Genomic DNA, 19547 nt, shown 5'->3' on the forward strand with positions numbered 1-19547 from the left:
ATTTAACCGCGTAATTTTGTGATGTGATGTAAGGAGAAAAAATGAATCAACTTGAAATGAAAAAAATCGCCGCGCAAGCGGCTTTGCAATTTGTAAAGCCGGATATGATCGTGGGCGTGGGGAGCGGTTCGACCGTGAATTGCTTTATCGAAGCCTTGGGAACGCTAAAAGATCAAATTAAAGGCGCTGTAGCAGCATCGAAAAATTCAGAAGAACTCCTCCGCCAGCAAGGTATTGAAGTTTTCAGTACGAATGACGTTTCCAGTTTAGATATTTATGTGGATGGCGCCGATGAAATCAATCCACAAAAAATGATGATCAAAGGCGGCGGTGCGGCATTAACCCGTGAAAAAATTGTGGCTGCACTTGCAAAAAATTTCATCTGCATCGTGGATAGCAGCAAACAAGTGGATGTGTTAGGCTCAACTTTCCCATTACCCATTGAAGTTATCCCCATGGCACGTTCGCAAGTGGCACGTAAATTAGTCACACTTGGCGGTGCACCGGAATACCGCGAAGGCGTCGTGACCGATAACGGCAACATCATTTTAGACGTACATAATTTTGCCATTATGAATCCGGTGGAAATGGAAAAAGAATTAAATAACATTGCAGGCGTCGTCACTAACGGCGTATTCGCTTTACGCCCGGCAAACACCGTAATTGTCGGCACACCGGACGGTGCAAAAATCATTTAAAAATAATCGGAGACAAATATGACATCAAAAGTTTCATTAGATAAAAATAAAATCAAATTTGTGTTGTTGGAAGGAGTTCACCAAAGCACTCTAGACACCTTGCACGCCGCAGGTTACACCAACATTGATTACTACAAAAAAGCGTTGGACGGCGATGAATTAAAAGAAGCCATCAAAGATGCCCACTTTATCGGCTTACGCTCCCGCACCCATTTAACTGAAGAAATGATCGCAGCCGCACCGAAATTGATCGCCATCGGCTGTTTCTGTATCGGCACCAACCAAGTGGATTTAAATGCGGCGAAAGTACGCGGTATTCCGGTCTTTAATGCGCCGTTCTCTAATACGCGTTCTGTAGCAGAATTAGTGTTAGGTGAAATCCTATTATTAATGCGTAATATTCCCCAAGCCAATGCAGACGTACACCGCGGTTTATGGAATAAATCGGCGGTGGGTTCACACGAAGTACGTGGCAAAAAATTAGGGATCGTGGGTTACGGCCATATCGGTTCACAACTCAGTATTATTGCTGAATCCATGGGTATGGATGTTCACTTCTATGACATTGAAAACAAACTGCCTCTTGGCAACGCCAAACAAGTTCGTAGCTTGGAAGAATTGCTCGGTTCTTGCGATGTCATTTCCCTGCACGTACCTGAATTGCCATCTACCCGCAATTTAATCAGCGCAGAACGTATTGCCCAATTAAAACAAGATGCCATTCTGATTAACGCGGCACGCGGGACTGTCGTGGACATTGACGCGTTAGCCAAAGCATTAGAAGAAGGCAAAATACGCGGTGCAGCAATCGACGTATTCCCGGAAGAACCGGCATCTATTAACGAAGAATTTATTTCCCCATTACGCAAATTCGATAATGTGATCTTAACGCCGCACATCGGTGGTTCTACCGCGGAAGCACAAGAAAATATTGGATTTGAAGTCGCCGGTAAATTTGTGAAATATTCCGACAACGGCTCAACTTTGTCTTCCGTTAACTTCCCGGAAGTGTCTCTACCGGAACACGAAGGCTCCAAACGCTTGTTGCACATTCACGAAAACCGCCCGGGTATCTTGACCAAAATCAACCAAATTTTCGTTGAAGCTAATGTCAATATCGCTGCGCAATACTTACAAACCGATCCCAAAATCGGCTATGTGGTGATCGATGTGGAAACCGACGATTCCGCACCATTGCTTGATAAATTGCGTCATATTGAGGGCACAATTCGCACTCGCGTATTGTTCTAAAAATAAAAAAGTGCGGTGGATTTTGAACCTGTTTTTAAATCCACCGCACTTTTTTGTTGCCGTTAACTACGAATTAACCCATTCCACAACATCTTTTGTTAATCGCCCAATTTCCTGCCAATTTTTCGCATTAATCAGATTCTTCTCAACAAACCAAGAACCACCACATGCCAATACATTTGGAATCGCCAAATACTCCTTAATATTCTGCATCCCAATGCCACCTGTAGGCATGATGCCTAACTGAGAATAAGGCCCTAACAAGGCTTTGATCATTTTCACCCCACCCGAAGCCTCCGCCGGAAAGAATTTCACGGTTTCGATCCCTATGTCTAATGCCGCTTCAATAGCCATCGGATTATTCACTCCCGGTGTGATCGGGAAGTCTAAATCTTGGCATAATTGCACAATTTTCGGATTCAACCCTGGTGTAACCACAAAATCAGCCCCACTGTTTTTTGCGGCGACAACCTGCTCAGCATTTAACACTGTTCCAGCAGCAATCAAAAAGTCCGGTCGCTGTTGACGTAATAAACGAATCGCTTCTGCAGCAGCAGATGAACGAAATGTAATTTCCGCTACCGGTAAACCATTGTTTGCTAAGGTATCCGCCAAAGGCAAAATATCTACCGCTCGCTCTAAGGCAATCACCGGCACAACTTTAAGTTCGCGAAGTTGCTCGGTAATTTGGGCTAACGTCAAAGACATACTCTCTCCTTTTTTATCTTTTATTATCCGGCTATTGTTTAATTTCAATGCCTTCGAACTCCCGAATTTTATTCAGCGCCTCCGCCAAATCCGCCGTGAAATTAATTTTTTTAATCTCCGGCAAGCTACCGGATTTCACGATAGTACGTAACGGTTGGAATTGCATATTGCACATATAAAGCTGTTGATGTGGGAGCATATGTTGCACAAAACGTGTAAGTGCGTGAATTCCCCCGGTGTCCAATACCGTTACCGCATCGCATTGTAAAACAATATGTTTAATTTCGTGGTCGGTGTGTACGGTCTTATCATGTAAATCAGCAAACAAATTATCTGCTGCAGCGAAAAAGAGCGGTCCGCTAATACGATAAATTAAGACATCATCTAAATCCTCCGGTACAGCAATACTGATAGATTTAGTCATTTCAGCGATGGTGCGAATAAACAGCAAGCTTGCCAACAACACGCCCACAGAAATGGCGATCACCATATCGAATAACACGGTCAACACCAAGCAAACCAATAACACGGTGATTTCATTACGTCCTGAGCGACGAATTAACTGAATAATTTGTGTCAAGTCCGCCATGTGCCAAGCCACCACCAGCAATAATGCTGCCATAGACGACAACGGCAAATAGGAAAGTGCCGGCGCAAAAAATAACAAGGCCAACAAGACTAATAGCGCATGCACCACGCCGGAAAGTGGTGACACCGCCCCCGATTTAACATTAACGGCTGAACGGGCAATTGCCGCAGTGGCGGTTATACCACCGAAGAACGGAGAGGCAATGTTGCCTAAACCTTGCGCCAATAATTCGTTATTAGAATGGTGCTTGGTGTCCGTCATGTTATCTAACACAACAGCACATAATAGCGACTCAATGGCGCCCAATACCGCCATTGAGAATGCAGCAGGAAGTAGTCGTTGAATGGTATCGAAATTCCAATCAATTACGTTGCCATGAAGATCGGGAATATTCCACGGCAGTACAAATTCAGGCAAAACATTTGGAATACCAAAACCGGTGCTACCATCAGAAAGCGTGTATTGGAATTGTGTCCCGATAGTCGCCACAGAAAATCCAAAATGGGTTAAACCTAAAGATAATAATGTCGCAATAATCACCGCCGGCAAATGGCCTGGGATCGGTAAACGAAGTTTATGCCATTGGGTTAATACGATCAGTGTGATAATGCCTACTGCGGTATCCGCCCAGCTGATACTTGGAAGTGCGGTCAAAATAACTTGTACTTTTTCAAGGTAATGAGAAGGCATTTTTTCAATGCTTAAGCCGAGAAAATCCTTAATTTGCAACGTGGCAATCACAATACCAATCCCCGATGTAAAACCGAGCGTCACCGGCAACGGAATATATTCAATTAATCGCCCTAAACGGAACAGCGCCATTAACACTAAAATGATGCCCGACAATAACGTAGCCATCAACAAACCGCTTAGCCCGAATTGTTGCGTCACAGGATATAAAATCACCACAAACGCCGCGGTAGGCCCAGAAATATTAAAACGGGATCCGCCGGTTAATGCGATAATCATCCCCGCAATAATCGCTGTGTATAGACCATGTTGCGGCGGTACGCCACTGGCAATCGCCAATGCCATAGAAAGTGGAATAGCAATAATACCAACCGTCAAACCGGCAATAATGTCTTTAACCAAATAACGGGAGCTATAACCCGCGCGAAAGCTGTCTTTCAACGCACTGAAAGGTTTCACCGCAAGAAACACATTTTTAGAAAGAAACCATTTTTTTAACATAATTCATAATCGTAGATGAGAAATTGAATGGAATAACCATGAGTGGACGCTTATTTTACCTGATTATTGGCGAAATTTTTATCGTCTGATGGGACAAATCATAAAAATACTTGACGAGGCTCAATGAAATCCTTATAGTTCGCACGTCCTAATCACGGTGAGATGTCCGAGTGGTTGAAGGAGCACGCCTGGAAAGCGTGTATGTGGGAAACTGCATCGAGGGTTCGAATCCCTCTCTCACCGCCATTCTTAATGAATTTTCTTTTTTAATCTTTATTTGTTCCAATCTATTTCAGTTATACTGAGCAACATTTTCAACAATAAAACACGTTAAAAAATCACCGCATTTTTATGTGTTGGCATCTCCTTTTGATGCTTGAATTTACGGAATCCACCCCAATATTAGGCGAAATCAGCGGAATTTAGATAAGAGAGTACATGATGAGAGCAAAAAAATCAGAATTACAAACCATACCGGTATTGCCATTGCGCGATGTCGTCGTGTTTCCTTTTATGGTCATGCCGTTATTTGTAGGCAGACCAAGATCCATTAGCAGCCTTGATGATGCCATGAATAATGGCAAACAGCTGTTATTGGTTTCGCAAAAACAGGCAGAATTAGAAGAACCGTCCATTGACGATTTATATGATGTCGGCACCATTGCCAATATTATCCAGTTGCTCAAACTTCCTGATGGCACCGTGAAAGTGTTAGTAGAAGGACAACAGCGCGCCAAAATTCATCAAATTGAAGATTCCGGTGAACATTTTCAAGCACAGGTAGAACCGCTTAATAGCACGCTTGGTAATAAAAAAGAATTACAAGTTGTTCACAAAGCAGCCTTAGATGAATTCCAAAACTATGTGAATTTGAACAAGAAAGTACAGCCGGATATTCTTTCCGCACTTCAACAAATTGAAAATTTGGAACAAGTTAGTGACACCTTAGCCTCCCATTTACCGGTTTCCGTTGCCCAAAAACAAACCGTATTAGAAATGACCAATGTAGTGGAACGTTTTGAGTATTTGCTGGGTTTAATGCAGTCCGAAGCGGATCTATTACAGGTGGAAAAACGCATTCGTAGTCGCGTAAAAAAACAAATGGAAAAAAGTCAGCGCGATTATTACTTAAATGAACAAATTAAAGCCATTCAAAAAGAACTTGGCGAAGAAGAAAATGCGATAAGTGAAATTGAACAGCTTCGTCAAAAAATTGAAGAGGCAAGAATGCCTTTGGAAGCACGTGAAAAAGCCGAAGCTGAATTGCAAAAACTGAAAATGATGTCGCCAATGTCGGCTGAAGCCACTGTTGTGCGCAGTTATATTGACTGGATGATTCAAGTGCCTTGGCATAAACGCACCAAAGTGAAAAAAGATCTCGCGAAAGCGCAAGAAATTTTAGATGCCGATCACTATGGTTTGGAGCGCGTGAAAGAGCGTATTTTGGAATACCTTGCCGTGCAAACCCGTTTAAATCAATTAAAAGGGCCAATTCTTTGCTTGGTAGGTCCTCCTGGTGTCGGTAAAACTTCGTTAGGACAATCTATTGCCAATGCAACAGGGCGCAAATATGTGCGCATGGCATTAGGCGGCGTGCGTGATGAAGCCGAAATTCGTGGTCACCGGAAAACCTATATTGGTTCTTTGCCAGGCAAATTGATTCAAAAAATGGCAAAAGTCGGTGTAAAAAACCCGCTCTTTTTGTTAGATGAAATCGATAAAATGTCTTCTGATATGCGTGGTGATCCAGCTTCTGCTTTATTAGAGGTATTGGATCCGGAACAAAATGCCCATTTCAACGATCATTATTTGGAAGTGGACTACGATTTATCCGATGTCATGTTTGTGGCGACCTCAAACTCCATGCACATTCCAACGCCATTATTAGATCGTATGGAAGTGATTCGTTTATCCGGTTATACGGAAGATGAAAAACTGAATATCGCCACTCGCCATTTGATCAACAAACAAATGGAACGCAACGGGCTAAAAACCAGAGAATTAATCATTGATGACAGCGCGATCGTGGATATTATCCGCTATTACACTCGTGAAGCCGGTGTGCGTAATTTAGAACGTGAAATTTCAAAAATCTGCCGTAAAGCCGTAAAAACCTTACTGTTAGATAAGAAATTAAAATCCATCAAAGTGACGGCGAAAAATCTACACGATTACCTTGGTGTGAAACGCTTTGAATTTGGTCGTGCAGATACGCAAAATCGTGTTGGCGAAGTCACTGGTTTGGCATGGACGGAAGTCGGCGGCGATTTACTGACGATTGAAACCGCCTCCGTGCCGGGCAAAGGCAAACTCAGTTACACTGGCTCCTTGGGGGATGTCATGAAAGAATCCATTCAAGCGGCAATGACTGTCGTACGCGCACGTGCAGATAAATTAGGTATTAATCCGGAATTCCACGAAAAACGTGACATTCACATTCACGTTCCGGACGGTGCGACACCAAAAGACGGTCCGAGCGCAGGGATTGCTATGTGTACCGCATTAGTGTCCTGTTTAACCGGTAATCCAGTGAAATCGGAAGTGGCGATGACCGGTGAAATCAGCCTACGTGGCAAAGTATTACCAATTGGCGGTTTAAAAGAAAAATTACTGGCAGCTCACCGTGGCGGTATTAAAACCGTCATTATTCCAAAAGATAATGTGAAAGATTTGGAAGATATTCCGGAAAACGCCAAACGTGATTTGAACATTCACGCGGTAGAAACCATCGATGAAGTGTTAACTATTGCGTTGGAAAATCCACCTAGCGGTGTTGAGTTCGTAAAGCTTGAACCGATTTCTGCGGTGAAAAGCAGTCGTCGTAAGAAAAGTATTTCTCCAAGTGCGGTCAATTAATTAAACGTTTTTAAAAAGCCAAATTATCATCGAATAATTTGGCTTTTTTTATTTTGCTAGTGCGTGTAAAGGCGCTTTAGATTATAATCGTGCAAATTTTTGCTTTATTTTTATAGGATACGTTTCATGGTAATGGAAAAACTACACGGAGCCTCAACTAACTGGGCTTCCAAGTTTCTTTTTGGTTTTATTACTGTCACATTTGTTATCAGCTCGATGGCGGGTTATCTTTATACCCGAGTAGATAACTCAGCAGCAAAAGTGAACGGAGAAGAAATTTCACAACAAGCGTTTCAAAATCAATACAATATTGCATCACGTAATTTAACGCCTCAAGAAATCGATTCACCGGCACAAGTGGCCAATCTTAAACGTCAAGTACTTGCCTCTTTAATTGATCAAGAACTACTACGCCAATACGCTAACGAACTTAAATTAGGTGTTAGCGATGCACGTATTAAACAAGAAATCGTCACCACGCCGACATTCCAAAATAATGGCAAATTTGACAATACGCTCTATCAACAAACACTACAAAATAATGGGATTTCTGCTGAAACCTATGCCGGTTATGTTCGCGAAGCATTACGCCTGGAACAATTACAAAGCGGTTTAGGCACTACTACCTTTAGCGTCCCTGCTCAACAAGAAAAATTAACAAAACTTTTCTTCCAAAGCCGTCAAATTCGTTTAGCAAATTTATCTTTAGCCAATGAAATTGCCAAACAAGAAGTTAGCGATGAAGAAATTCAAGCTTACTATGATGCACACAAAGCTGAGTTTACGATTCCGGAAACCGTAAAAGTACAATACCTCGACTTATCCGGCGCGGCGATGGAGAACAATATCAACATTACTGATGTAGAAATTGCACAATATTATCAAGATAATAAACCTCAATTCACAACCCAAGGACAACAACGCTTAGCCCATATTCAAGTAAAAACAGAACAGCAAGCACAAGAGTTATACCAACAGCTACAAAATGGGGCTAATTTTGCAGATTTAGCCAAAAATCACTCGATTGATCCAACCAGTGCTGAGCGAGGCGGTGATTTAAGTTGGGTAAGTGCGGGTGAATTTCCAAAAGTTTTTGAAGATGCTGCAAATGCCTTAGCCGTTGGACAATATAGCCAACCGGTAAATCTTGACAATCACTACCATATTATTTTGGTAGAAGAACGCAAAGAACCACAGTTACAACCACTAGAAAGCGTAAAAGCACAGATCGCGGCACAAATCCGTCAAAACTTAGTCAATACACAATTTTATTCCATTGAAAAACGTGTTGCAGAAAAAGCATTTGAAGATCCTTCTTCATTGAATGCAGCTGCAGAAGTAGGCGGTGTCAAAGTACAAGAAACGGCATATTTTTCTCGTGATGATATTCCTGCTGAGCTCAATTATCCTAATGTCGTTTCTGCGGTTTTCGATTCTGATCTGTCCCAGGGCGGTAGCAACTCTGAACCGATGAACGTGGGTGAACAACATTCTGTCGTCGTTCGTGTGCTTGATCATAAACCTCAAAGCATCAAAACATTAGATGAAGCCAAAGCTGACATTACCGCACATTTAAAACATCAAAAAGCAGAAGCAGTCGTATTAGCTCAAGCAGAACAAATTGTCCAAAATTTATCTGAAGGCAAGTCTGTTGAAGGCGTAAAATTTAGTGCAGAACAAACTTGGGTCTTTGCCGAAAATAAAGATCCTGTGTTAAACAATACGGTATTTTCCATGGCGAAGCCGGAAGAAGGTAAAACTACCTATAAAGCCGCTAGCAATGCAAATGGTGATGTCGTTATCATTGCATTAGATAAAGTGGTTGATGGTAAATTAACCGAACAAGAGCAAAAACAATTTGCCGTGCAAATTGAGCAGCTCTCTCAAGTGAGCTTACAAAACAGTTTATTAAATGCTCTACGCGCTAAAGCGAAAATTAAGATAAACGACTCATTTATTAACCAAGAGCAATAATCAAGCGTAATGCCTATGATTTCATAGGCATTATTTTTGAGCTAAATTTGAGAAGCAACAGGCTTTGATGTATTATTCCGCGATTTATTTTTTCGCGGCGAACCGTCTAATATTAAGGAGATAAAAATGAAATTAGTTGAAGTCAAACACCCTTTAGTGAAACACAAATTGGGTTTAATGCGCGCAGCGGAAATTAACACGAAAAAATTCCGTGAATTGGCAACAGAAGTCGGAAGTCTATTAACTTATGAAGCGACATCCGATTTAGAAACGGAAAAAGTTATTATTGACGGTTGGTGCGGCCCGGTTGAGATTGACCAAATCAAAGGTAAAAAAGTCACTGTGGTACCGATTCTACGTGCAGGCCTTGGCATGATGGACGGTGTGTTAGAGCATGTTCCAAGTGCGCGTATCAGCGTTGTCGGTATGTACCGTAATGAAGAAACCCTTGAGCCGGTACCTTATTTCCAAAAATTAGCCAGCGATTTAGATGAACGTTTAGCTATCGTTGTTGACCCGATGCTAGCAACCGGTGGCTCCATGATTGCAACCATCGATTTGCTCAAACAAAAAGGGTGTAAACACATTAAAGTTTTAGTATTAGTTGCCGCACCGGAAGGTCTTGCCGCATTAGAAAAAGCGCATCCGGACATTGAATTATACACCGCGGCAATTGATGATCACTTAAACGAAAACGGTTATATCATTCCGGGTTTAGGTGATGCAGGCGATAAAATTTTCGGTACGAAATAATGCTAAACCGGAAATTTTATTAACAGGTTAGGCGGATTTTTATCCGCCTCTTTTGCGGCAAAAAGAAATGAAAATGTTTCTAAAAATGACCGCACTTTTTAAGTTAATTCAGGCAGAGAGTTGAAACTTACATGACACATACAACACAAGCTCCAATTACGGAGCAACAGAGTTCCGTTAAACAAGCGTTTGTGGGTTTACAAATGCTATTCGTTGCCTTTGGTGCATTGGTTTTAGTACCGTTAATTACCGGATTAGATGCCAATACCGCCTTGCTCACCGCTGGTATCGGTACCTTATTATTCCAACTTTGCACCGGCAAACAAGTGCCGATTTTCTTGGCGTCTTCTTTTGCCTTTATTGCCCCGATTCAATACGGCGTCGCCACTTGGGGTATTCCGGCTACCATGGGCGGTTTAGCCTGTGCCGGTTTGGTTTATTTAGCGCTGAGTACATTAGTCAAATTGCGTGGTGCTGCGGCATTAGAACGCATTTTTCCTCCTGTGGTTGTAGGCCCCGTTATTATTATCATCGGTATGGGCTTAGCACCGGTCGCCGTCGATATGGCTCTCGGTAAAAATAACGCTTACCAATACAATGATGCTGTTTTAGTGTCTATGGTAACCCTCATCACAACCTTGTGCGTGGCGGTCTTCTCCAAAGGGCTAATGAAACTTATCCCAATTATGTTCGGTATCACCGTCGGTTATGTTCTATGCCTTTTCATGGGGCTCATTAATTTCCAACCGGTTTTAGAGGCGCCTTGGTTTAGTTTGCCAAACATCACCACACCTGAATTTAAATTGGAAGCCATTTTATATTTACTGCCAATTGCCATTGCACCCGCCGTGGAGCACGTAGGCGGCATTATGGCGATTAGTTCCGTCACCGGCAAAGACTTCATCAAAAAACCTGGCTTACATCGCACTTTATTGGGTGATGGTATCGCAACGAGCGCAGCATCATTATTAGGTGGTCCACCAAATACGACCTATGCAGAAGTCACAGGTGCGGTCATGCTAACCCGTAATTTCAATCCAAATATCATGACTTGGGCGGCAGTCTGGGCAATTGCTATTTCCTTCTGTGGAAAAGTCGGTGCCTTTTTATCTACCATCCCAACCATTGTAATGGGCGGTATCATGATGTTGGTATTCGGATCCATTGCTGTTGTGGGTATGAGCACCCTAATCCGCGCCAAAGTCGATGTCACCGAGGCACGTAACCTTTGCATCATTGCGGTGGTCATGACATTTGGTATCGGTAACATGTTCGTTGATGTCGGTGGCGTATCCTTAAAAGGAATCAGCCTTTGTGCCGTGGTTGCTATCATTTTGAACTTGGTATTACCTAAAGCGAAAAACGAAGCCGCATAAAACGCATATGTAACAGTCATTAGCGGAAAGGAAAAATATCCGCTAATGACTTTCTAATTTTAAAAATTTCGTTTATTCTTACCGCACTTTATTTCAGCATTTTCGGTATTTGATTTGAGCGAGCCATATTTCCAACTTCCTCTCCCCATCCATCAATTTGATAATGACACCCTGGAAAATTTCTACGCGGAAAACAATCAGCTTCTGCTCAGCTCGCTACAAAAAAACTTTTCCCATCTCAACCAACCTTTTTTCTATCTTTGGGGTCAGCGTAGTTGCGGGAAAAGCCATCTATTAAAAGCCATTTGTCATCATTACCTAACGCATCAACGCCCTGCCTTATACGTGCCTTTGAATAAAGCACAATATTTCTCTCCGGCAGTACTGGAAAATCTAGAGCAACAAGAATTAGTGTGTTTGGATGATTTACAAGAGGTGATAGGAAATCCGGATTGGGAGCTGGCCATTTTCGATTTAATTAATCGAATCCGAGAAACCGGAAAAACGCTTTTAGTGATCAGCGCGGATCAATCTCCGACCAATTTATCGGCTCATTTACCGGATTTGGCGTCTCGTCTAACATGGGGCGAAGTGTATCAATTAATGCCGTTAAATGATCAACAAAAAATAACTGTCTTACAACTGGCGGCACATCAACGCGGCATTGAATTACCTGACGAAACCGCCAATTTTCTCTTCAAACGTTTAGAACGCGATATGAAAACCTTATTTAATGCGTTAGAAAAACTCGATCAGGCCTCATTACAGGCGCAACGTAAACTAACGATTCCCTTCGTTAAAGAGATTTTATCTTTATAGTGGCAGTTACAGCCATCTCCGCGTACGCCGACAATAGTCTGTAAACGCAGCCCCAAATAAACGCTTGAGCCCTTTTTCTTCCGGTTTAATTTGAAACTTAGTGACGTACCAAATAAATAACCCCACGCCAAACAACGCCGACAGTGAACCGAGATAAACCATCCAAGCCAATAAAATAAAAACAAAGCTGAGATACATTGGATTTCTACTCAATCGATAAACACCACCGGTGACTAATTGAGAAGCCGTTTTAAGTTGAAAGGGATTCAAGGTTGTTTTCGCCAATAAAAATTGCAAAACACTGGCTGCCCCAATGGCGCAACCCATTCCGCCGAATACCATCACCAACCCCAAAGAAGAGGGAAATTGCAGAACAGGCGGAAGGCATTTCATCAACAATGCACAAAAAACAAAAATTAACGGTGGTGGAACCAGAATGTGGCGTTTATTCAATGACATAGACATACCTTATTCAGGACAAAAGAAAGGCTTGGGAAAACCAAGCCTTAAAAACTATAAATTATTTAACCGTACTTGAATGAGTTGTTGCTCTAACGGCGTAGCATTCTGTTGAGCTTGTTGATAAGCGCTTTTCGCTGCATCCTTATCGCCTTTCGCCAACTGAATATCGCCGACCAACATATTCTTAGCGCCATTCCAAGCTTGCTCTTTCACTAATTTCAAACTTTCCAACGCAGGATCAAATTGCCCAAGTTGGAATTGCACCGCAGCCAAACGTAATGCACTGACAGAAGATAAAACATCATCCGTTGATTGTGCTACTGCCTGTTTTAACGCGTCTTCAGCCTGTGCAAAATCTTGATTCTCTACCGCAATCTTTGCTTTATCTAACAACGCTAACACCGCATAGCCGGTTTTCTCATTATTTTTGATAAATTGAGAAAACTGCTCTTCTTGTGCTTTCGGATCTTTTGCATAGTTAAACAACACTTGCTCATACTCGGCAGAGGCATTGTGGATTTTCTGTAACTGATGAGATTGCCAGTAGTTCCAACCGAATACGCCACCAAATGCAATGACAAAACAAACAATAATAAACTTATAGTTTTCTTGCCACCACGCTTTAATAGCACTGAGTTCTTGTTCTTCTTCAATGGTATACGCCATGTTTTTTCCTTATTTGAATGTGTTTTGAATGTGATTAATGATGTCGCCTAATGCCACAACCGCTTGTTCACTATGTTGCAACAAGTTTTTTACCACCACTTGTTGGTTTTTCACTTCATCTTCGCCGATGACCAAGGCTAACTTCGCTCCACTTTTATCGGCTCGTTTAAATTGTTTTTTGAAATTCCCGCCACTGCAGTGTAAAAGCGTACGTAAGTGCGGTAATTCTGAACGAAGTTTTTCCGCCAAATTAAAGGCTGCTACGGTAGTGCCTTCGCCTTGATAAACGATGTAAATATCCACCGCACTTGGCAAGGTAATCTGTGTATTCACTTCCTGTACCAACAGGACTAAACGCTCCAAGCCCATAGCAAAGCCAACACCACTTGTGGCATGACCGCCTAGCTGTTCAACCAACCCATCGTAACGACCACCACCGCAGACGGTACCTTGCGCGCCTAAAGCGGATGTCACCCATTCAAATACGGTTTTGTTGTAATAATCCAAGCCGCGCACTAATTTTTGATTGATTTCGTATTGAATCCCTAAATTATCAAGCAAGGCGCATAATTGCGCAAAATGTTCGCGGGAATCATCGTCAAGATAATCGTGTAATTTCGGTGCATCATTTAGCACTTCTTGAACACGTTGATCTTTACTGTCCAAAATCCGTAACGGATTGGTGGTTAAACGACGTTTGCTGTCTTCATCTAAAATATCGATGTGATTTTGTAAAAAATCGACTAAGGCTTGACGATAATTTTTACGCGCCTCTAATGAACCGATGGAGTTAAGTTGAAGCGTAACATGGTCAAAAATGCCTAAATCCTTCCATAAACGGGCGGTTAAGGCGATAAGCTCCGCATCAATTTCCGGATTAGGAATCCCGAAAATCTCCACGCCCACTTGATGGAACTGACGATAACGACCTTTTTGCGGACGTTCATAACGGAACATCGGCCCCATATACCATAAACGTTGTTCTTGGTTGTACAACAAACCGTGCTCGATACCGGCGCGAACACAACCTGCCGTGCCTTCCGGACGCAAAGTCAAACTTTCTTCATCACGGTCATCAAACGTAAACATTTCTTTTTCCACCACATCGGTGACTTCACCGATAGCGCGGGCGAATAACGGTGTGCTTTCCACAATTGGCATACGGATTTCCGCGTAACCATACGCACTTAAAACAGACCGCACTTTATTTTCAACCCATTGCCATAGCGGGGTTTCTGTTGGTAAGCAATCGTTCATTCCACGAATTGCCTGAATAGTTTTTGCCACAATAACTTCCTGTGTTTATAAAAAATTAAAGAATACGATTTTTAGGATCTTGCTGCGCAACACGGGCGCGAATTTTTGCTTCTAATTGATTAATTAAATCATCGTTATCAAAACGTTCTTTCTGGCGCTCACCATCAAGATAATAGCCGCTTTTCTTATTGCCGCCGGTAACGCCTAAATCAGACACCAACGCCTCTCCCGGGCCATTGACGACACAACCGATAATTGACACATCCATCGGCGTAATAATATCTTCTAAACGTTGTTCGAGCGCATTTACCGTGCCAATTACATCAAATTCTTGACGGGAACAGGTTGGGCAAGCAATAAAGTTAATGCCACGAGAACGGATACGGAGTGATTTTAAAATATCAAAACCGACTTTGATTTCTTCCACCGGATCGGCGGCTAAAGACACCCGCAACGTATCACCAATACCTTCAGCCAATAACATACCTAATCCGATGGCAGATTTCACTGCACCGGCACGCGCACCACCGGCTTCAGTAATACCTAAATGCAACGGCTGTTTAATCGCCTTGGCAAGTAAACGATAGGATTCCACCGCCAAATACACATCCGAGGCTTTAACACTCACTTTAAATTGATCGAAGTTCAAACGATCTAAAATTTCAACATGGCGCAATGCCGATTCCAACAATGCTTGTGGCGTCGGTTCACCGTATTTTTCCTGAATGTCTTTTTCCAGTGAACCGGCATTCACCCCAATACGAATGGGGATATTTTTATCTTTCGCGCAATCCACTACGGCGCGAATACGATCTTCACGTCCGATATTACCCGGATTGATGCGCAAGCAGTCCACACCATATTCAGCGACTTTCAGCGCAATGCGGTAATCAAAATGAATATCAGCGACTAATGGCACGCTCACTTGCTGCTTGATTAATTTGAAGGCTTCCGCGGCTTCCATCGTCGGCACGGACACACGCACAATATCGGCACCCACGCGCTCTAAGGATTTGATTTGCGCGACAGTGGCTTCAACATCGGTAGTTCGTGTGTTGGTCATCGACTGTACTGCAATCGGTGCATCACCACCGATGGGTACCTTCCCCACATAAATTTTCGTGGATTCTCTACGTTGAATTTTTGGCTTTTCTAACATTATTCGCCCATTATTGAGGTAATTTAAATTTTGCGACACGCCCATCAAGTGTTAATGGAAAAACTTCGCCTTTATAAATAATTTTGACATTCCCCGGCGCACCGATAATTAAAGAATAAGGCTCTTCTTCGTTGAAACTTAACACATCGCCTTGCTTATATTCTTTTTGTGCCAACACCTTACGATTTTTGTCTTTTACACTAATCCAGCAATTGCCGATCACTTCAATGTATAAATTATCTTTTGTCGCGACCGCAGAAACGCTTGAGTTTTCCACCGCACTTTCTGTTGAGGAAGATGTTACCGTGGTTTCCATTGTTGCACTTTCAGGCATACTTGCCACTTGCTCTGTACCGTTGATTTTACTCATTTCAGATTGCAACACATTTGCCGGTGCGACTTCGGTTTCAACAACTACTGGTGTCGCAACCACATTCTCTTGCGGCTTAACTTCAACAGTAGCCTCAGCCGCTACCGGTTCAACAAGATGATTTTCTGCCTGACTAATCGGTTGCGTCACCACAGACACATTATCAACATTGGTTACTGTCGCTGGCGTTTCTGTTGAGAACTGGGTATAAGAATTCACTAAATTGTCGCGCTCTGCATTGGATTGCTGATGGCTTTCCCACCACCACATGCCTGTCATGCCAAGCACCACAAGTACAACTAAGGCGGTTAAATAACCTACCCAACGATTATGAGAGGAATATTGATTAACAGAGCTGGTCGCACGAGCATTTTTACCTAAGTCATTTTGTTGCTCGTCACCAAAATCAATCACATTCAGCCATTCGCTGTCAGCAATCTTGAGAAATTTTGCATAGCTACGCACATAACCACGAACAAAAGTTGCAGGCGTTGAGTGATGAATAAATCGGTTATTTTCAATATCTTGCAGAATTGAAGGTCGTAATGAAATGGCTTGAGAAACGGCTTCCAATGAAAGATTTAAAGCTTCTCTTGCCAAACGAAATTTATCACCAACGGTGATTTCTTGTGCACTATGTTGTGCTTCTTGAGTTGTTTTAGATGTATTCATAGGAATGGTATTTTTAGCTAAAAATTAAGTGCTAAAGTTTAAGGTGGTAAGGCTGGTTTTGCAACAGTTATATGGCGTTATTGTTATCTGAAATGGAAATTGTCACACCAGTCAAAATCAATTTTAAATGGCATTTTTACCCATTTCCGGAGAACAAAAGCAATCGCAAAATAACCGCCTAAAAATACCAATAAAAATGACCGCACTTTGATCGACTATTTAGCGCGTAACGCTAATTTCTTTGCCCGTTCCGGTTCCATTTTTTCAAGTATTAACAGATTTTCCTGATAAACCATTAAATCCTTTGCTGACAAAGCACAGAGTGCAAGATTTTCATAAGTATCACCCTGCCGATAATAATTAGGCGCCTTTAATGCTTTATAGAATTGCTCATAGGCGGCAGAATATTTACCTTGCAAACAAAGAAAGGTACCGAAATTGTTGAAAACATCACCTTGTTTTTTATCTAACTTAATGGCAGTCAAATAGGCTTGTTCTGCCTGAATCACATCGCCCTGTTGCTGATAAAAATAAGCGCGCGCCGCATGTACTAAATAATAACCTGGCGCATAAGAAATCGCCCTGTCTAAATTTGCCTTGGCTTGGTTGTGATCCCCTTGCTGCAAATAGCCTAATGCCAATTCAACACGGGCTTTTGCCGCCTGTTGTTTATCAAAATCAGATGATACCTGTTGAGAAACACAGGCAGAAAAAAGAAAGGGGAAAATAAACGGTATGATTCGAGTAAAGAACGAGAAATGAACCATTTATTTTCCTCCGAGTTTGAATGGTTACTGAACTTGAACGGCAATCGCCTCGCCAAAACGTTTTTTCTGTGCAGTACGTTTAGTCCGGTCAATGACATCGCCGGCTAATTGTCCGCAAGCAGCATCAATATCATCACCACGGGTTTTTCGTACAATCACCGTTAAACCGTATTCCATCAAGGTTTTTTGGAATCGGTCAATACGCGTATTAGAACTTTTCGCATAAGGCGCTTCTGGGAATGGGTTCCATGGAATCAAATTGATTTTACACGGCGTATTTTTTAACACTTCCGCTAATTGATGAGCATGTTCCACATGATCATTCACATGATCCAACATGACATATTCAATCGTTACTTTGCCGTGGTTGGCGTTAGAAACGCTTAAATAGCGATTCACCGAATCAATCAAGGTTTTGATATTGTATTTTTTGTTTAGTGGCACGATTTCATCACGCAATTCATCGTTTGGAGCATGCAAGGAAATCGCCAACGCCACATCGATCATTTTGCTTAAATTATCAAGCGCCGGCACAACACCGGACGTCGATAATGTCACGCGACGTTTGGATAAACCGTAGGCAAAATCGTCCAACATAATTTCCATCGCCGGCACCACATTCGCCACATTCAGCAACGGTTCGCCCATGCCCATCATCACCACATTGGTAATCGGACGCACGCCGGTGACACCGAAATTGCCGATGATTTTCGATGCGCGCCACACTTGCCCAATAATTTCTGACACCGTTAAATTACGGTTAAAACCTTGTTGTGCGGTCGAACAAAAAGTACAAGCTAATGCGCAGCCAACCTGTGAAGAAACACATAACGTGGCGCGATCCGCTTCCGGAATGTACACGGTTTCCACTTGCTGATCGCCGACCTGCATCGCCCATTTAATCGTGCCATCGGCAGAACGCTGTTCCACCGCCACTTCCGGTGCTTTAATTTCTGCCACAGATTTTAATTTTTCCCGTAGCTTTTTGTTTAAATTGGTCATATTGTCGAAATTGTCTTCACCAAAATGGTAAATCCATTTCACCAACTGATCCGCACGGAACGGTTTTTCACCTAATTCGGCAAAAAATTCACGCATTTGCGCACGGGTTAAATTCATTAAATTGACTTTTTTTGCCGGTTCGGCAACAGCTTGCGCTGATACTGTTTGTTCTGACATGGAGCCTCGTTATTACACATTACGGCGGATACCGAAATTCTTGGTGATATTTTAAACAATAGAAAAAAATAAGGGTGCGATTGTACTGATTTCGGTTTCATTAATCTAGCGATTTTGTATGCACCGCACAAACGTTCAGAAAAATGACCGCACTTTTTTGTGAAGCAGATCGAGAAACGAGAAAAAAGAAGGTGTTTTTTAAGGGAAATGAGCCACAATGACGTAATAAACGGCACTGTCAATTTTCTTCATTTTCCAGCCCAATCCAATTTAATTGGGTTTTACATTTTCGACAGAAATACACCGCACTTTCACGCTGAATTTTATTATGACGACGGATACTGAGCTGATGTGTTTGACAAGCACAATGGTACGTGAAGGTTTTTCCTTGCACGGAAGATAAATCAAATTGGTGATAGGTTTCCGCCGGCAAATGGAATATCTCTTGCATCACAAATTGCCATTCTTTGCCATGAGGTTGCACATGCCCGTAATGTTGATAAACCACAATATGTGCCAACTCATGCAATGCAACTTGATAAATAAATTGTTCCGAGTTTTCCAACAATAAAGTGCGGTTAAAATTGATGGTATTTCGTTGTAAATAGGCGACACCGGCCTTGACACCTTTTAATTCATAATGAATTTGCGGAGGCATAAAAGCTTGTTTGAAATATTCTTCCGCCATCTGTAAACCCTGTTGAATACGGCGGAGAATTTGCATTTTTACAATGCGAAAATGATGTTCAGTGTTCATAACAAATAAAGTGCGATTAAAGATCGCAGTATTTTTTAACCGC

The 19547-nt window shown here is 42.3% G+C and carries 17 protein-coding genes and 1 tRNA gene; 8 read left to right on the forward strand and 10 right to left on the reverse strand.

What is annotated here, in order from left to right:
- Nucleotides 1-41: 41 nt before the first annotated feature.
- Both rpiA and serA read left to right on the forward strand, forming a co-directional pair.
- Complete coding sequence (rpiA, locus tag DQN58_RS00430) at nucleotides 42-698, forward strand: ribose-5-phosphate isomerase RpiA (RefSeq protein ID WP_006719268.1); 657 nt, start codon at nucleotides 42-44, stop codon at nucleotides 696-698.
- Nucleotides 699-716: 18 nt separating this feature from the next.
- A complete protein-coding gene (serA, locus tag DQN58_RS00435; protein WP_006719269.1) occupies nucleotides 717-1949 on the forward strand; it encodes a phosphoglycerate dehydrogenase in 1233 nt (410 codons plus the stop codon).
- A gap of 66 nt (nucleotides 1950-2015) precedes the next feature.
- Here serA and DQN58_RS00440 read toward each other — a convergent pair whose 3' ends face one another.
- Nucleotides 2016-2657: a bifunctional 4-hydroxy-2-oxoglutarate aldolase/2-dehydro-3-deoxy-phosphogluconate aldolase gene (locus DQN58_RS00440; protein WP_032997981.1), complete on the reverse strand. Its 642-nt coding sequence runs from the start codon at nucleotides 2655-2657 to the stop codon at nucleotides 2016-2018.
- 31 nt (nucleotides 2658-2688) lie between these two features.
- Nucleotides 2689-4437 (reverse strand): C4-dicarboxylic acid transporter DauA, encoded by a 1749-nt coding sequence (gene dauA / locus DQN58_RS00445; protein WP_006719271.1) that lies wholly within the window; start codon nucleotides 4435-4437, stop codon nucleotides 2689-2691.
- 156 nt (nucleotides 4438-4593) lie between these two features.
- Between dauA and DQN58_RS00450 the strand changes: the two genes are divergently transcribed.
- The 6 genes from DQN58_RS00450 to hda all read left to right on the forward strand — a co-directional run bounded on the left by DQN58_RS00450 (nucleotide 4594) and on the right by hda (nucleotide 12215).
- Nucleotides 4594-4683 (forward strand) — tRNA-Ser (locus DQN58_RS00450).
- A gap of 192 nt (nucleotides 4684-4875) precedes the next feature.
- Nucleotides 4876-7293, forward strand: a complete 2418-nt coding sequence (lon, locus tag DQN58_RS00455; protein WP_006719272.1) for an endopeptidase La — start codon at nucleotides 4876-4878, stop codon at nucleotides 7291-7293.
- Nucleotides 7294-7419: 126 nt separating this feature from the next.
- A complete protein-coding gene (gene ppiD, locus DQN58_RS00460; RefSeq protein ID WP_006719273.1) occupies nucleotides 7420-9267 on the forward strand; it encodes a peptidylprolyl isomerase in 1848 nt (615 codons plus the stop codon).
- Between the two features lie 126 nt (nucleotides 9268-9393).
- Complete coding sequence (gene upp, locus DQN58_RS00465) at nucleotides 9394-10020, forward strand: uracil phosphoribosyltransferase (protein WP_006719274.1); 627 nt, start codon at nucleotides 9394-9396, stop codon at nucleotides 10018-10020.
- 131 nt (nucleotides 10021-10151) lie between these two features.
- A complete protein-coding gene (locus DQN58_RS00470) occupies nucleotides 10152-11396 on the forward strand; it encodes a nucleobase:cation symporter-2 family protein (protein ID WP_006719275.1) in 1245 nt (414 codons plus the stop codon).
- 114 nt (nucleotides 11397-11510) lie between these two features.
- Nucleotides 11511-12215, forward strand: a complete 705-nt coding sequence (gene hda / locus DQN58_RS00480) for a DnaA inactivator Hda (RefSeq protein ID WP_006719276.1) — start codon at nucleotides 11511-11513, stop codon at nucleotides 12213-12215.
- Nucleotides 12216-12221: 6 nt separating this feature from the next.
- Here the strand turns inward: hda and DQN58_RS00485 are convergent, their stop codons facing one another.
- From DQN58_RS00485 to DQN58_RS00520, 8 genes are all read right to left on the reverse strand, one after another.
- Nucleotides 12222-12674 (reverse strand): methyltransferase family protein, encoded by a 453-nt coding sequence (locus tag DQN58_RS00485; protein ID WP_006719277.1) that lies wholly within the window; start codon nucleotides 12672-12674, stop codon nucleotides 12222-12224.
- 54 nt (nucleotides 12675-12728) lie between these two features.
- Complete coding sequence (locus DQN58_RS00490; protein WP_006719279.1) at nucleotides 12729-13343, reverse strand: YfgM family protein; 615 nt, start codon at nucleotides 13341-13343, stop codon at nucleotides 12729-12731.
- Nucleotides 13344-13352: 9 nt separating this feature from the next.
- Nucleotides 13353-14630 (reverse strand): histidine--tRNA ligase, encoded by a 1278-nt coding sequence (gene hisS, locus DQN58_RS00495; protein WP_006719281.1) that lies wholly within the window; start codon nucleotides 14628-14630, stop codon nucleotides 13353-13355.
- A gap of 25 nt (nucleotides 14631-14655) precedes the next feature.
- Nucleotides 14656-15759, reverse strand: a complete 1104-nt coding sequence (gene ispG, locus DQN58_RS00500) for a flavodoxin-dependent (E)-4-hydroxy-3-methylbut-2-enyl-diphosphate synthase (RefSeq protein ID WP_032997983.1) — start codon at nucleotides 15757-15759, stop codon at nucleotides 14656-14658.
- Between the two features lie 10 nt (nucleotides 15760-15769).
- Nucleotides 15770-16801, reverse strand: a complete 1032-nt coding sequence (locus DQN58_RS00505) for a RodZ domain-containing protein (protein WP_006719283.1) — start codon at nucleotides 16799-16801, stop codon at nucleotides 15770-15772.
- Between the two features lie 215 nt (nucleotides 16802-17016).
- Nucleotides 17017-17568, reverse strand: coding sequence for a type IV pilus biogenesis/stability protein PilW (gene pilW / locus DQN58_RS00510; protein WP_006719284.1), 552 nt, complete (start codon nucleotides 17566-17568; stop codon nucleotides 17017-17019).
- A 24-nt stretch (nucleotides 17569-17592) separates the two neighbouring features.
- Nucleotides 17593-18747, reverse strand: a complete 1155-nt coding sequence (locus tag DQN58_RS00515) for a bifunctional tRNA (adenosine(37)-C2)-methyltransferase TrmG/ribosomal RNA large subunit methyltransferase RlmN (RefSeq protein ID WP_006719285.1) — start codon at nucleotides 18745-18747, stop codon at nucleotides 17593-17595.
- 238 nt (nucleotides 18748-18985) lie between these two features.
- A complete protein-coding gene (locus DQN58_RS00520) occupies nucleotides 18986-19504 on the reverse strand; it encodes a SprT family zinc-dependent metalloprotease (RefSeq protein ID WP_006719287.1) in 519 nt (172 codons plus the stop codon).
- Nucleotides 19505-19547 lie beyond the last annotated feature (43 nt).

This window comes from Aggregatibacter segnis ATCC 33393, from assembly GCF_900476035.1.
GTDB lineage: Bacteria > Pseudomonadota > Gammaproteobacteria > Enterobacterales > Pasteurellaceae > Aggregatibacter > Aggregatibacter segnis.